The organism is Actinomadura sp. NBRC 104412, from assembly GCF_030269515.1.
Taxonomy (GTDB): domain Bacteria; phylum Actinomycetota; class Actinomycetes; order Streptosporangiales; family Streptosporangiaceae; genus Spirillospora.
Map to the genome: position 1 here is coordinate 1 of NZ_BSTM01000020.1, position 14,299 is coordinate 14,299.

Annotated in this window: 12 protein-coding genes; 4 read left to right on the top strand and 8 right to left on the bottom strand. The window is 71.8% G+C overall.

Going from position 1 to position 14,299, the window contains the following annotated elements:
• Positions 1 to 145: 145 nt before the first annotated feature.
• Positions 146 to 439 (top strand): hypothetical protein, encoded by a 294-nt coding sequence (locus tag QSK21_RS23260; RefSeq protein ID WP_285698887.1) that lies wholly within the window; start codon positions 146 to 148, stop codon positions 437 to 439.
• An 856-nt stretch (positions 440 to 1,295) separates the two neighbouring features.
• On the opposite strand, the gene QSK21_RS23265 is transcribed toward QSK21_RS23260, so the two are convergent.
• Positions 1,296 to 1,574, bottom strand: coding sequence for a hypothetical protein (locus QSK21_RS23265; protein WP_285698889.1), 279 nt, complete (start codon positions 1,572 to 1,574; stop codon positions 1,296 to 1,298).
• A 261-nt stretch (positions 1,575 to 1,835) separates the two neighbouring features.
• The gene (locus tag QSK21_RS23270; RefSeq protein ID WP_285698890.1) at positions 1,836 to 3,689 is read right to left on the bottom strand and encodes a MinD/ParA family ATP-binding protein; all 1,854 of its coding nucleotides are present in this window, start codon (positions 3,687 to 3,689) and stop codon (positions 1,836 to 1,838) included.
• A 209-nt stretch (positions 3,690 to 3,898) separates the two neighbouring features.
• On the opposite strand from QSK21_RS23270, the gene QSK21_RS23275 reads away from it, so the two are divergent.
• Complete coding sequence (locus QSK21_RS23275) at positions 3,899 to 4,855, top strand: NAD(P)H-quinone oxidoreductase (protein WP_285698891.1); 957 nt, start codon at positions 3,899 to 3,901, stop codon at positions 4,853 to 4,855.
• Positions 4,856 to 4,874: 19 nt separating this feature from the next.
• A complete protein-coding gene (locus QSK21_RS23280) occupies positions 4,875 to 5,450 on the top strand; it encodes a bacterial proteasome activator family protein (RefSeq protein ID WP_285698893.1) in 576 nt (191 codons plus the stop codon).
• Positions 5,451 to 5,468: 18 nt separating this feature from the next.
• Here QSK21_RS23280 and QSK21_RS23285 read toward each other — a convergent pair whose 3' ends face one another.
• The 6 genes from QSK21_RS23285 to QSK21_RS23310 form a co-directional block, all read right to left on the bottom strand.
• On the bottom strand, positions 5,469 to 6,296 hold the full coding sequence (locus QSK21_RS23285; protein WP_285698894.1) for an HAD family hydrolase: 828 nt from the start codon (positions 6,294 to 6,296) through the stop codon (positions 5,469 to 5,471).
• A 135-nt stretch (positions 6,297 to 6,431) separates the two neighbouring features.
• Positions 6,432 to 7,691: a serine--tRNA ligase gene (gene serS / locus QSK21_RS23290; protein WP_285698895.1), complete on the bottom strand. Its 1,260-nt coding sequence runs from the start codon at positions 7,689 to 7,691 to the stop codon at positions 6,432 to 6,434.
• Positions 7,692 to 7,755: 64 nt separating this feature from the next.
• A complete protein-coding gene (locus QSK21_RS23295) occupies positions 7,756 to 8,559 on the bottom strand; it encodes a class I SAM-dependent methyltransferase (RefSeq protein WP_285698896.1) in 804 nt (267 codons plus the stop codon).
• Entirely contained in the window at positions 8,556 to 9,518 is a 963-nt protein-coding gene (gene pheA / locus QSK21_RS23300) for a prephenate dehydratase (RefSeq protein ID WP_285698897.1), read from the bottom strand. The genes QSK21_RS23295 and pheA overlap by 4 nt, the downstream gene beginning before the upstream one ends.
• A gap of 125 nt (positions 9,519 to 9,643) precedes the next feature.
• Positions 9,644 to 10,096, bottom strand: coding sequence for a DUF4446 family protein (locus QSK21_RS23305; RefSeq protein ID WP_285699048.1), 453 nt, complete (start codon positions 10,094 to 10,096; stop codon positions 9,644 to 9,646).
• A complete protein-coding gene (locus QSK21_RS23310; RefSeq protein ID WP_285698898.1) occupies positions 10,096 to 11,433 on the bottom strand; it encodes a glycosyltransferase 87 family protein in 1,338 nt (445 codons plus the stop codon). Before QSK21_RS23310 ends, QSK21_RS23305 begins: the two co-directional genes overlap by 1 nt.
• Before the next feature lie 109 nt (positions 11,434 to 11,542).
• Here QSK21_RS23310 and QSK21_RS23315 point away from each other — a divergent pair, with 109 nt between their 5' ends.
• Entirely contained in the window at positions 11,543 to 13,795 is a 2,253-nt protein-coding gene (locus QSK21_RS23315; protein WP_285698899.1) for a hypothetical protein, read from the top strand.
• Positions 13,796 to 14,299: the final 504 nt, after the last annotated feature.

Sequence of the window (14,299 nt, forward strand, 5' to 3'; positions counted from 1 at the left end):
ACAATCCATACAGGCGGCATTCCAGTATCGGGATGCACAGCCCCGTCACGTTCGAAGGGCTCAACCTGCCCTCAGACACCACCGAGTGACCTCACCGCAGGTGTCCGTGCTACGGGGGGAACCTCAGGCCATCCGCCTGGCGCAAGTGGATGACGAACAGGCCGCGCTGGAGCCGGCGCGCGAGGCCGTGGACATCTACCGCCGACTGTCCGAGGCCGAACCCGCCGCCTACCTGCCCGACCTCGCGTTGTCGCTCTTGACTACTGCTGGCATCCAGAACGCCTTTGGCGTGGAACTCACCGAAGCAGCCACGGTCGTAGAGGAAGTCATCATGATCTACCGGGCGTTGGCTGAGCAGATCCCTGAAGCGTTCAACGGGTACCTTGCTGCAGCAGAACAGGTCAAGATCGAAATACTCGAGCAACTCAGTGCCCCATGATCGCCGATAGTTCGGGACGAAGAGGCATTCTGGTCGAGCGCGGAGCAAGGGCCTCGCGGCCCCCAACCCCGTGCGGGCCGGAGGGCACGCCCGCGTGAAGCTGTCTGTCACACCGTCTCGCCGTTCGCGCGGGCGCACCCTCCGGAGCGGTGCGGATGCTAACGCCAGTGCGAAGCACCCGAATGCCGCAGCTCACGGTGAGGCCAGTGCCCAAGCTTGGCCAGCTTGGAGAAGGCGTATGAGGAGTTGGCAGGGCCCATCGGCGGCGTAGGACGCGCCAGCGCCCGGTCAGTACGGCCATGGTGCGTTCGCCGATGCCGCGTTGCAGCAGGTTGTAGGCCTGGTTGTCGAAGCTGAAGCACTCCCGGGGAACGGTGTGCGGCGGCTTGATCGGAAGGCGGATCCTGGCGTCGGCTCCGTCGTATCCGGCATCGGCCAACGCCATCAGGTCCTGGCCGGTGGCGGAGCGCAGTTGCGGTAGGACGTGGCGCCGGGCGGCGGTGATGTCGGCGACCGATCTCGGCTCAGCGCGGCACCAGGATCGCCTGCCGGCGGCAGCTCAGCGCCCGGGTACTGCGGCAGGTTCGGCGGCGCCGCCGTTCCTGATCCAGCAGCCGGACGAGGCGGTGAACGGATGTTCGGAGACGTCGAGGATGGCACGATAGACGATCACGTGGAGCCATTCGGTGGGACGGGGAAGATTCGACACCTCGCCTTCTACCGGAGGCTCCACGTCTGTTTCAGGCGAAGATTCCTATCTCCCCGCCCATCCCGTTCACGACAGCCGACGACACTCTTTCCAGTTCAAGTCGCTGAGATCACCTCACTGATCACTCAGAGCCTTGTGTGCGTCGCGTTATGTGACGTCGAATATGACGTCCCCGACGTCTTCGATGCTGATGACCGTGATCGTGATGGCGCCGACGCGTGTGGTGGATTGGTCGGGGAGTATGACCGTGGGGGATCCGTCTACCTGGATGAACAGACCGTCGCTGTGGTACTTGATCACCGTGAGCCGGTGGTTCTTCACTTCGATGGTCTCACCGGGTTTGGAGACGACCACACGGCAGGTTCCATCCCGGCACACCGAGTAGCTCGATCGTAAGCTATCGCACCCGCCGAGCAGCAGCGTCATGGCCATGGTGAGGATGGCCAGGATGGGAACGGAACGGGACACGGGAGCCCCTCCCCGTAGGGCCGGCACTTATGACGGAGACGTGCGACGGCACTCATCAGTTGACCGCGCAGCACGAAGGAGTTGTGGGGCGGTCGTTTGAGGGTTGGGATTTTTCTGGCTGGAGGGGCGGGGCGGGCTTCATCAGCGGTTGATGGGCGGCCCGCTTGGGCGGGAGAAGGACGGGCTGCCATCGGACGCGGAGGGAGCGGGTTCGTCCGGTCAGGTGGGGCGGGAGTAGCCCAGGCCGTCGCCGATGACCGCGGCGAGGTTGAGGTACGCCTCGCGGGTGGACGTGGCCAGTGCCTCCAGTTCGATCTCGGCGCCTTCTTCGAGGTGGTCGTCGTACGGGATGCGGACGACGGCACGGCAGCGGCTCTCGAAGTGGGCTTGGAGTTTGTCGAGGTCGACCTGGCTGCGCGTGCGGTGCCGGACCATCGACAGCACGACGACGCCGTTGCGGACGAGGTGGCCGTGGTTGTGGGCCTCCAGCCAGTCGAGGGTGGCGCTGGCGGAGCGGGCGCCGTCCACCGAGGGCGAGCTGACCAGGACGAGCTGGTCGGCCAGCGCCAGGACGCCGGCCATCGCGGAATGCAGCAGGCCGGTGCCGCAGTCGGTGATGCAGATCGAGTAGTACTGCTCCAGGATCACGGCGACCGCGGAGTAGTCCTCGGCGCTGAACGCCTCGCTGACGGCGGGGTCGCGGTCGGAGGCGAGCACTTCCAGGCGGGCGCTGTTCTGGGACGTGAAGGCCCGCAGGTCCGCGTACCGGTGGATCTTGTCGCGGTTGTTGAGCAGGTCTCGTACGGTGGCGGCGGTCTCCAGCTTCACCTTGTCGGAGAGGGTGCCGCGGTCGGGGTTGGCGTCCACGGCGATGACCCGGTCGCCGCGCAGGGAGGCCAGCATGGAGCCGAGGCCGGTCGTGGTGGTGGTCTTGCCGACGCCTCCCTTCAGCGACATGACCGCGACCCGGTGGTGCCCGTTGACCACCGGCTGGCGGACGCGGGCGATCAGGTCCTTGCGGCGCAGCTCGGCCTGTGACTCGCCGGGGTGGACGCTGCCGCCCGTGGCCTTGTAGACGGCGCGGCGCCAGCCGGAGGAGGGAGCGATGCGGCGTTCGCCGAGGAGGTTCTCGGAGCTGAGGCTTTCGGAGGACTCCGGCGGCGGGGGCTGCTGCTGCGGGTAGCCCTGCGGAGGCGCGCCCTGCGCGGGCATTCCCTGGTAGGGGCCTTGCTGGTACGCGGCAGGGCCCGCGTAGCCAGGGGGTGGTGGCCCGTAGCCAGGGTGAGGCTGGGGGTTGTACTGGGGTGCCCCACCGGCGTACGGGTACTGCGGGGCGCCGCCTTCAGGTGGGCCGAACTGCCCGGGCGGGTACGGCGGCAGTTGTTCCAGCGGCGGCGCGGGCTGGCCGTTGGCGGGCTGCTGCGCCTCCCCCTGGTTCGGCGCGGGTCCGGCTTCCTGCTGTGGGTAGCCGGTGGCGTACGGAGGCGGCAGCATGCCGCCCTCGGAAGGCTGCTGGAGGGGGATGGGCCCGGTGTCGTGGGGCGCCTGCGGAGCCGGGGGGTCGGCGTCGAACGACGGCAGCGGGGTGTAGGGCGGCGGGGTGTTGACGTTGTTGTAGGCCGGGGGGAAGCCCGGGGGTGGTGGCAGCGGCCCCTGGGCGGCCGGGTCGTCCACGGGCGGAGGGGTCTGCTCTGCCTGAGGAGTCGGCGGGACCGGTGGTGGAGGAGGCGGGGGTGGGGCCGCGAAGCTGCCCGGTGGGGGGCCGAAGCTTTGCGGTGGCGGGCCGAACCCCTCGCCGGACGGGGGGTTCTGGAAGGGTGGGGGCGCCAGCCAGGGGTTGTCCGCAGGCTCGGGACGGCTCTCGGGCTCGGCCTGAGCGGGCTCCTTTTCGGCGTCGGGCCGGCCGACGATGGTGGCGTCCTCGTCCGGTCCCGGGCGGTCGTCCGAGGACGGGGCGGGTTCGGCGGCGGGCGCGGGCGGGGCAGCGGAGGGCTTGGTGGCCTCGCTGTTCATCGCGTCCAGTGACGCCAGGCGCTCCTCCAGGGAACGTCCGTCGTGATCGTTCCTCGCCACCGTCTCTCCCCTCGTGCCACGCCTTCAAGGATCGGTACAAGGCGGGTACGTATTGGCCCATCGGCAGGATACCGGTGCGTCGAATCGGCGCGTCCATCACGAAGATCCGGAACGCCGTCCGGAATATCCCTATGGTCGCCGGTGGTCCCTTCTCTTCCAAGCCCGTTCCAAGGCGGTGGCGGCGCGGGCCGCCCGGTAGCGTGATGAGTATGCGTGCGATCGTCATTCGTGAACCGGGCGACCCCGACGTCCTGGAGTGGAAGGAGGTGGCCGATCCGGAGCCGGCGCCGGGCGAGGTCGTGATCGAGGTCGTGGCGAGCGCGGTCAACCGGGCGGACGTCATGCAGCGGAGGGGCTTGTATCCCCCGCCGCCGGGTGCTCCCCCGTACCCGGGCCTTGAGGTGTCCGGACGTGTCGTGGCGCTCGGCGACGGCGTGACGGGGTGGAGCGCCGGTGACGAGGTGTGCGCGCTGCTGGGCGGGGGCGGCTACGCCGAGCGGGTCGCGGTGCCCGCGGGCCAGGTGCTCCCCGTGCCGCGCGGGGTGAGCCTCGCCGAGGCGGCCGGGCTTCCCGAGGTCGTTTGCACGGTGTGGTCGAACGTCTTCATGTTGGCGCGGCTCGAAGAGGGGGAGACCTTCCTCGTACACGGCGGCGGCAGTGGCATCGGCACCGCGGCCATCCAGTTGGCCAAGGCGCGGGGGGCGCGGGTGGTGTGCACGGTCGGCAGCGCGGAGAAGGCGGAGCGCTGCCGCGCGCTCGGAGCGGACGTGGCGATCAACTACCGCGAAGAGGACTTCACCGAGAGCGGACCGTACGACGTCATCCTTGACAACATGGGCGCCAAGTATCTGGAGCGCAACGTCCGTTCCCTGGCGGCCGGCGGGCGCCTGGTGGTGATCGGCTTGCAGGGCGGGACGCGTGCCGAGCTCGACCTGGGGCTGCTGCTGGGCAAGAGGGCGGCGGTGCACGCCACGTCGCTGCGCGCGCGTCCGCTGGAAGAGAAGGCGGCGATCGTGGCGTCGGTGCGCGAGAACGTGTGGCCGCTGGTCGAGTCGGGCGCCGTGCGCCCCGTCGTCGACCGGACGATCCCCATGGCCGAGGCCGCCAAGGCGCACCGGGTGCTTGAGGACAGCGTCCATATCGGGAAGATTCTGCTGAGCGTGTAGGACAGGAGACCGGGAGATCATGAACCAGCCTTCGCGAAACGATCCGACCAATCCGGAGGCCAAGCCGGAGTCGGAGCAGGAGCCGCAGGTCCTGGTGGTCGGTCCGAACGGGATCGCGGTGGAGGCGAGCGGGGAGAGCGCCACCGGGGAGAAGTCGGTCACCGAGATGGTGGAGCAGCCGGCCAAGGTGATGCGGATCGGCGGCATGATCCGCCAGCTTCTGGACGAGGTGAAGGCCGCCCCGCTGGACGAGGCGAGCCGGGCCCGGTTGAAGGAGATCCACCAGTCGTCCATCAAGGAACTGGAGGACGGTCTGGCGCCGGAGCTGGTCGAGGAGCTGGAGCGGCTGTCGCTGCCGTTCGTCGAGGGCCAGGTGCCGAGCGAGGCGGAGCTGCGGGTCGCCCAGGCCCAGCTCGTCGGATGGCTTGAGGGGTTGTTCCACGGCATCCAGACCACGCTGTTCGCCCAGCAGATGGCGGCGCGTGCCCAGCTTGAGCAGATGCGGCGTGCGCTTCCGGCCGGGATGGTCCCGCCCGGCGGTCAGGGCGGCGAGGACGAGGGCCCGGGGCGCCGCTCCTCCGGCCCCTACCTGTAGGCGCCCCAGGAAGGGCCCCTAGGAGGGGGCCTCGTCCTGGGCCGCGGGGTAGAGGCGTTCGAGGACTTGGGCGACGCCGTCCTCGTCGTTGCCGGCCGTCGTGTGGGTGACGGTGGCGAGCACGTCCGGGTGCGCGTTCGCCACCGCGTACGACGTGCCGGCCCACGTCAGCATCGGCAGGTCGTTGGGCATGTCCCCGAAGGCGACGACCTCCTCGGGGGAGATGCCGTGCTCGGCGCAGAACTCGGCCAGCGCGCTGGCCTTGGTGATGCCGGGCGCGCTCATCTCCAGCGGACCGGACGAGTGAGTGACCGTGACCAGGTCGCCCACCGCCTTGATCGCCCGTTCGGCCAGCGAGTCGGTGTCGGTGCCGGGGTGGAAGGCCAGCAGCTTGGTGCCGCCCCGGCTGACCAACGTCTCGCCGTCGACCGGGCGCCCGCCGAGGGCGTCGGCGTCCCAGGTGCCGAGGTTGTAGCTGGCCTCGAAGACGAACCCGGTCGGGTACTCCACGGCGAACCGCAGGTCGGGAACGGCCTCGCGCAGCCGCTCCACGACCTGCGCGATCACCTCCGGCTCGATCATGTGCGAGCGGAGCACGCGCTCGGTGTGCAGGTCGTACAGCACCGCGCCGTTCGCGCAGATGGCGACGCCCCGGTGACCGACCGCCGCGGCGACCTCCGCCATCCAGCGGGGCGGCCGCCCGGTGACCATGACGAGCGTGGCCCCGGCGCGTTCCACCCGGCCGAGTGCCGCCACCGTACGGGCGGACACCGTGCCGTCGGAGCGCACGATCGTCCCGTCCAGATCGGTGGCGATCAGCCGAGGCCGACCGGCGGAGTCCGACATGTCACCTTCCTGTTCCGCCGCATCAGGGCTTTCCCGGCCGCGCGAGCGGCAGGGGGAGGGGGCGGCTGGAACACACCATAAGCGATCTGCCAGGACGGACCACCCGCACCCCCGAGCCGGAGGCCGCGAGGGCGATCAGCGCTTGACCGGTTCGAGGACCTCCAGGCCCAGGTGCTTCTGGAGGGCCTTGGGGACCCGGACCGAGCCGTCCGCCTGCTGGTGGTTCTCCAGGATGGCGACGATCCAGCGGGTGGTGGCCAGGGTGCCGTTGAGGGTGGCGACCGGCTGGTTCCTGCCGTTGTCGTCGCGGTAGCGGACGGCGAGCCTGCGCGACTGGAACTCGGTGCAGTTCGAGGTGGAGGTGACCTCGCGGTAGGTGTTCTGCGTGGGCACCCACGCCTCGCAGTCGTACTTGCGGGCCGCGCTGGCGCCCAGGTCGCCCGCCGCCACGTCGATGATCCGGTACGGCAGCTCGACCTTGGCCAGCATCTCCTTCTCCCACTCCAGCAGCCGCAGGTGCTCGGCGTGGGAGTCGGCGGGGTCGCAGTAGGAGAACATCTCGACCTTGTCGAACTGGTGCACCCGGATGATGCCGCGGGTGTCCTTGCCGTACGAGCCGGCCTCCCGCCGGAAGCAGGACGACCAGGCGACGTACCGGCGCGGCAGGTCGGGAAGGATCTCGTTCATGTGGTACGCGGCCAGCGGCACCTCGGACGTCCCCACCAGGTAGAGGTCGTCGGCGGGCAGGTTGTAGACCTCGGCGGCGTGCGCGCCGAGGAACCCGGTGCCCTCCATGGCGTCCGGCTTCACCAGGACCGGCGGGTACATCGGCGTGAACCCGGCCTCGATCGCCTGCTCCATGGCCAGGTTGAGCAGGGCGAGCTGGAGCCGCGCCCCGATGCCGGTGAGGTAGAAGAACCGGGCGCCGGACACCTTTGCGCCGCGCTCCATGTCGATCGCGCCGAGGGCCTCACCCAGCTCCAGGTGGTCCTTGGGCTCGAAGTCGAAGGCGGGCGGCTCGCCGACGTGCTCCAGGACGACGTAGTCCTGCTCGCCGCCGGGCGGGGTGTCGTCCTCGATGAGGTTGGGGACGGTCCTGAGCAGCGCGTCGAGCTCGGCGCCCAGCCGGTCGGCCTCGGCCTCGGCGTCCTTGACCTGCTGGGCCAGCTCCTTCGCGCGGGCCAGCAGCGCCTGCCGCTCCTCGCCCGACGCCCTGGACACCGACTTGCCGAAACTCTTCTGCTCCGACCGCAGCCGCTCGAACGACGACAGCGCGGAACGGCGCCGCTCGTCCAGGTCCAGCAGGGTGCCGACGACGGACTCGTCCTCGCCGCGGGCGCGCTGGGACGCGCGCAGCCGCTCGGGATCCTCTCGAAGAGCTCGCAGGTCAATCACAGACCCGAGGCTACCGCTGCCGGACCCGCCCCGCGTCCGAGTATCGCGCGCCGCCCGCCCGGGCTCAGCGGGTCGCGTGGGTCAGCAGGGCGTGGGCCGGGAGGGAGACCCGGCCGCCGTCCACCGCGTACCCCGCCATGATCCGGTCGTAGGCGGCCTTGATGCGGGCGACCGTGGCCTCGTCCTGCCGGGACACGATCACGCCGTTGCTGCCGACCTTGGCCAGCGCGCCGGTCCGCCACCACTCCTCGGGGTCGGTGACGTGCCGCCAGGACACGGGTTCGGTGACGGCGTCGGGAAAGCCGGACTCGCGGACCAGCCGCTCGAACGCGTCGCGGCGGCCGTACTCCATGAAGGGGCTCACCGGGATGTCGTCCGGCCACGGGACGCCGACCTGGTCGACCGCGTCCCGGACGACGGACAGGGCGCCGCTGCCGGGCATCTCCCAGCAGGTCAGCGCCAGCCGCCCGCCGGGACGCAGCACCCGCCGCAGCTCCGCCAGCGCGCGGGCGGGCTCCCCCACATGGTTGATCACGAAGTTGCCCACGACCGCGTCGAAGCCCTCGTCCGCGAACGGGAGGACGGGCAGCACGGCGACCCGCACGTCCAGCCCGGGGACGTTGCGCGCCGCCGTCTCGGCCATCCCGGGGTCGGCGTCCACCGCGGTCACCTCGGCGCCACGGCGCACCGCCTCGCCCGCCACCACGCCGGGACCCGTGCCCACGTCCAGCACCTTGGTCCCGCCGCCCACCTTCGCCGCGTCGAGCAGGGGCTTGACGGTGTACGCGGTCAACTGCATGAACCCGCGCTCATACGCGGGGGCGCGTCCCGCCCACAGCTCGCGCTCGTATTCGTCGAAGGACGTCACGGAACGGAGCGTACGCGCGCCTCCGGCGGTGCGTCAGGGGTGCGGCCGGTGCGGACGGACTCCAGCCAGGCGGCGGCCTCGGTGAAGTCGTTGTCGTGGGTGCCTCGCCGGACCTCGGGGCGCACCCGGTCCGCCCGCGCGTACGAGCCCAGGAAGCGGACGTCGGCGCAGACCCGGCGCAGGCCCATCAGCGCCTCGCCGACCCTGGCGTCGGCGACATGGCCCTCGAAGTCCATCCAGAACAGGTACGAGCCGAGGCCCGCGCCCGTGGGGCGGGACTGGATCAGCGTCAGGTTGATGCCGCGGATCGCGAACTCGTTCAGGATCTCCAGCAGCGCGCCAGGGTGGTCCTCGCCGATGAACGCGACGACGGTCGTCCGGTCCATGCCGGTCGGCTCCGGGGGCGGGCAGGGGCGGCGGAGGGTGACGAAACGGGTGACCGCGTCGGCCACGTCGTGGATGTCCTCGGCCAGGACCGACAGGCCGTAGCGGGCGGCGGCGAAGGAGCCGGCCAGGGCGGCGTCGTAGTGCCCGTCGGCCACGTGCTGGGCCGCCTCGGCGTTGGAGGTCGCCGCGCGCCACTCGGCGTCCGGGACGTGCTCGGCCAGCCAGCGGCGGCACTGCGGCTGCGCGTGCGGATGGGACGCGACGGTCTTGATGTCCGCGAAGTCGGTTCCGGGGCGGACCAGCAGCGCGAACGAGACCGGCAGATGCACCTCGCCGACGATCTGGAGCGGCTCTCCCAGGGCCAGCTCGTCCAGCGTGGTCGGAACGGACCCCTCCACGGAGTTCTCCAGCGCCACGACGGCCGCGTCGACGTCACCGCGCCGCAGCGCGTCCAGCGCCGCAGGGACGGTGGCGAACGGGATCCGCTCCGCGCCGTGCGAGTCCGGGACCGAGTTCAGCGCGGCCTCCGTGAACGTGCCCTGCGGCCCGAGATACGCGTATCGCTGAGACATGTACGTCTACTCCTCCGTCCGCGCGCCAGGCACGCAGGCGGGTGTGAGGCAGGAATGGAGATGAGAGGTTCGAGTTTACGGGGCGTGCGCACGTTGAACGGACCCGGCACCCCCCGAGCCCGAGCCTAGGGGGCCGCGGGGGCGGTGCGGTCGCCGAAGTCGGGGAGGGGGTCGTCCATGGTGACCACGGGTCCCTTGCCGAGCCTCGCGGCGCGCAGGGCCTGGTTCTCCTCCGGGGAGAGGGAGTCGACGGCGTACCCCCGCCGCACGGCCTTGGCGTAGGTGCGGGTCTCGGTACGGCCGTTGATCGAACTGACCACGACCCCGTCGCCGTGGGCGTTCAGCACGGCGAGCGAGAAGGACCGGTGGCCCGACATCTCCTTGAGCGCGTCGTAGTGCACGATGGCGAGGTCGCGCAGCGCCTGGGTGTCGGCCGTCCCACCGGCCAGTTGCAGTTGGCGGCGGAGCGTCTCCGAGCACTCCGCGACGACCTGGTTCACCCGATTGTGCGCGACCACCGCGATGGACAGACCGGCCACCCCGGCGACGAACCCGGCGACGGCCACCGCGACAAACATCACACGCTGAGGGTATCGACACCGGCGGAGCGCCGCGAAGCATCCGCCCGATCGGCGGCCTTGCTGACCAGCCGGTCGACCAGCCAGCCGCCGAGGAGGGCGACCATGCCGACGGCGGCGAGCCCGAACGCGTCCTGGACGATCTTGCCGGGGATCTTGGTGACCAGACCCTGCTGGAGGCTGATCAGCTTGGCCCCCCACCACGGGAGCGGGAACAGGAACGCCACCCACACGCCGAGCGCGATCCGCCTCCTCGCGGCGTCCGTTCCGTCGCCCATCAAGGCGCCGAGGACCGGGACCATCCACACCAGGTGGTGGATCCAGCCGACGGGAGAGAGCAGCACCGACAGCAGGCCCACGATCGCGATGGCGGTCAGGCGGAGCGTGTAGGCGTCGCCCAGGCGATCGTCCGGCCGGGCCGTGGCGGGGCGGGACCGGACCAGCTCGTCGCCGAGCAGGGTGGCGCGCCGGGCCAGCCGGAACCCTGCATAGGCCATGATCGCCGCGAGGACCAGCCACAGCAGCGTGCCGGCCGGGTCGGGGAGGTACAGCCGCGAGACCATCCCGTTGATCGCCTGGTTGGTCGTCCCGTTCACCGCGCCGGTGCGGTCGCCGCCCTCCAGCAGCGCGCCGAACCAGAAGTCCACCGAGTCGTACGGCAGCATCGCGAACCCGGCCAGCGTGGCCGCGCCCGCGGTCAGGACGGCGTTGCCGAGCGCGTCCCGGCGCCCGGTGATCAGGAAGTGGACCAGGAACACCCCGGGCACCAGCTTGATCGCGACGGCCAGCCCGACCAGCATCCCGCGCGGCCAGTAGGTGCGCTCGGGGACGCAGTCGGCCAGGCACATGGCCATCAGGAACACCCCGACCTGCCCGAACCTGGCCTGGTCGAACACGGGCATCAGCCAGGCCGCGGCCCCGATCAGCGTGGCCGTCATGACCGGCGCCCACCGCCCGGCCCGCCGGATCAGCGGACGGAACGCGTACCAGACCGCCACGGCCAGCGAGACGTACAGCAACGCCATCCACAGCCACTGCGCCGCCCTCCACGAAATCACCGTGAACGGCACCGCGAGCAGCGACGCGAAGGGCGGGTAGGTGAAGGGGAGCAGCTGGGGCGGCTGGGTGAGCACCTCGTACAGGGGGGCGCCGCGCAGGATGGCCCGGCCACCGTCCCGGTACACCTCCAGGTCGACCATCCGCTGGTCCGGCGGGTTGGTCAGCCACCACACCAGGATCGGCGTCAGCGTCGCCGCCAGGATGGCGACCGCCGCCACCCAGGCCACCGGCTCAACCCTCCGGCCGGGCGAAGCGGCGCCTTCCTTGCCTGCACGCATGACCCCATCCTGGCGCAAAGGGACGCCCCCTACGGCCGTCCGGCCCACCCGTGGACGCTGATCGGGAACGCTGGGCGAGGCGCTGTGGGCTCCTTGTAGCCTGGACGCCATGGTGAGGGGGCTCGCGGTGGGTATGCTCTTCGCCACACTGGTCTCGCTGATGACGAGGTTGTACGTGGCGGCGCCGCCGCCTCCCACCACCGGATCCGTGGCCCCCGCGGCGGCGGCCCCCACCGCGCGCGTGGTGATCATCGGGGTGCCCGGCCTGATGTGGCGGGACGTGGACGAGCGCACCACCCCCGCGCTGTGGCGGCTGGCGGGGCAGGGCGCGGCCGGGGCCCTCAGCGTCCGGACCACCAAGGTCAACACCTGTCCCACCGACGGCTGGCTGACCGTGTCGGCGGGCCAGCGCGCCCGGCTCCCCCACGGCGACTGCGTGCTTCCCGCGTCCCCCGTCCTGCCCGGCTCGGCTCCCGGGGCGGGGCCGGGCGACGCGCCGCCGCCCGCTGAGGGCGCGACCGCCCCCGGCTGGACGGAGATCAGGAACGACAACGCGCGCGGCCAGTACCACGCCCAGACCGGGCTGCTCGGCGACGCCGTCCGCGCCGCCGGAGGCTGCACCCTGGCGGTCGGGCCCGGCGCGGTGTTCGGGCTGGCCGACCGCTGGGGACGGGTCGACCGCTACGTCCCGTCCATCGACAAGGTGACACCGCGGGACTGGACGCGCTGCCCGGTGGCGGCCGTGGACGTGGACGACGTCTTCCGCGTCTTCGTGAACGCCGGGGTGGACGCCCGGGGCGAGCAGGTGCCGGTGACACCGACGGACCGCCGGGCCGCCGTGAGCGCGGCCGACCGCCGCGTCGCCCAGGTCGTGAACGCGGTGCCGGACGGGACGACGGTGCTGGTGGCGGGGCTGTCCGACATCGGCGTGACCCCTCACCTGCGGCTCGCGGCGGCGCGGACCGTGGGCGGCGATGGCCTGGGGCCGGGTCTCCTGACCTCCGCCGCGACCCGGCAGCCCGGGATGGTCACGCTGACCGATGTGACCGCGACCGCGTTCAAGGCCATCGGCGTTCGGCAGCCGGAGCACGCGATCGGGTCGCCGTGGCGGGCGCGGCCGACCCGGATGGACACCCTCGAACGGGTCGAGTCGCTGGAGGACGCCGACGTCGCCGCGCAGGCGATCCGCGGGATCCAGGGCGTGTTCTTCTGGGTGCTCGGCGGGGCGCAACTGCTCCTGTACGGGCTGGCGGCGCTCGCGCTGCGCAGGCGCCGGTGGAACACCCCGCGCAGCCGCGCCAGGATCCTGGCGGGCACGCGGATCGTCGCGCTGGTCGGCGGGGCGGCGCCGGTCGCCTCGATCCTGGCCGGGCTGCTGCCCTGGTGGCGGTCCGCGCATCCGGTGCCCACCCTGGTCTGCGCGGTCGTCGGCTTCGCCGGGCTGGTCGCGGGCGTGGCGGTGGCCGGTCCGTGGCGGCGCTCGGTGACCACGCCCGGACTGGTGATCACCGGGGTGACGGCGCTGGTGCTCGCGGTGGACGTGATGACCGGCTCGGGACTCCAGCTCAACGCGCTGATGGGCTACTCGGCGCTGGTCGCGGGCCGCTTCTACGGGTTCGGCAACCAGGCGTTCTCGCTGTTCGCGGTCGCCGCCATCCTGACCGCGGCGTGGCTCGCCGAGTACCCGCTGCGCGCCGGGCGCAAGAGGGCCGCGGTCGGCATCGTCGCGGCGATCGGCGTCGTGGCGGTGGCGGTGGACGGCCTGCCCGCCTGGGGCAGCGACTTCGGCGGCGTCCTGGCGATGGTCCCCGCGTTCGCCGTGCTCGGGCTGATGGTGGCGGGCAAGCGGGTCTCGGTGGTGCGGCTGGCGCTGTTCTGCGTGGCCGGGGTCGTGCTGGTGCTGCTGATCTCGTACGTGAACGCGCGCAGCGCCAACCCCACGCACCTGGGGCGCTTCTGGCTGGACCTGGAGAGCGGCGACGCCTGGGACACCGTCACCCGCAAGTTCCAGGCCATGCTGCGCAGCCTCGGGTACTGGCCGTTCATCATCCCGCTGGCCGGCGCGGTCGGGTTCCTGTTCTTCGCGCTGATCCGCCCGATCAAGGCGCGCACGCCGCTGCTGGAACGGGCGTACGAGCGCAGCGCCACCATGCGACCCGCGCTGCTGTCCGCGCTGACCATGGGGGTCGCGGGGACGCTGGTGAACGACTCGGGCGTGGTGATCCTGTCGGTGGCGCTCAGCCTGGCGACCCCGCTGATGCTCGCCGCGAGCGTGCGGGCGCTGGAGCGCGACCGTCCGCCCGACCCGGACGGCACGCCTTCACCAGCGCGATCAGAATCGCCGTCGTCAGCACCGGGATGATCCACGGCCGCAGCACGGTGACCAGCCATTCCAGGGTGTCCGGAAGGCCGATCAGCTTGGGGTCGCGGGCGGGCAGGTAGGCCAGGCTGAGCGCGCCGGTGTGGGCCAGCAGCAGCCGGTCGAACCGCGACCACGGCAGCAGCGCCAGCGCCGCCCACGCGAACCCGTCGTACCAGGGCAGCACGTACGGCGCGGAGAACAGCCAGGCCAGCACGAGCGCCGCCGCGATCCGGCGGCTCTCCTCGCGCTCGTCCCCGGCGGTGTCGCGGGCGGTGTCCCTGGGCAGGGCGCGGGCCAGCAGCCACAGCAGGACGAGCAGCAGCACCAGCGCGCCGATCTTGATGACGGTGCGGTGGCCGCCGCGCCCGGTCAGCATGTCGAACAGATGCCAGGGCGTGGCCAGCGACACCGAGTTCGACGCCCTGCCGAGCTGGTCGAAGGCGTGCGGGCCCGCCAGCGCGAACAGCGTGGCCGCGGCCAGCCCCGCCCCGGTGAGGAGCGCGG

Excerpts from the sequence above, each read along its gene's own strand:
- QSK21_RS23265 (WP_285698889.1), bottom strand. The coding sequence starts at position 1,574 with ATGACGCTGCTGCTCGGCGGGTGCGATAGCTTACGATCGAGCTACTCG.
- QSK21_RS23275 (WP_285698891.1), top strand. The coding sequence starts at position 3,899 with ATGCGTGCGATCGTCATTCGTGAACCGGGCGACCCCGACGTCCTGGAG.
- QSK21_RS23280 (WP_285698893.1), top strand. The coding sequence starts at position 4,875 with ATGAACCAGCCTTCGCGAAACGATCCGACCAATCCGGAGGCCAAGCCG.
- QSK21_RS23285 (WP_285698894.1), bottom strand. The coding sequence starts at position 6,296 with ATGTCGGACTCCGCCGGTCGGCCTCGGCTGATCGCCACCGATCTGGAC.
- pheA (WP_285698897.1), bottom strand. The coding sequence starts at position 9,518 with ATGTCTCAGCGATACGCGTATCTCGGGCCGCAGGGCACGTTCACGGAG.
- QSK21_RS23305 (WP_285699048.1), bottom strand. The coding sequence starts at position 10,096 with ATGTTTGTCGCGGTGGCCGTCGCCGGGTTCGTCGCCGGGGTGGCCGGT.
- QSK21_RS23310 (WP_285698898.1), bottom strand. The coding sequence starts at position 11,433 with ATGCGTGCAGGCAAGGAAGGCGCCGCTTCGCCCGGCCGGAGGGTTGAG.
- QSK21_RS23315 (WP_285698899.1), top strand. The coding sequence starts at position 11,543 with ATGGTGAGGGGGCTCGCGGTGGGTATGCTCTTCGCCACACTGGTCTCG.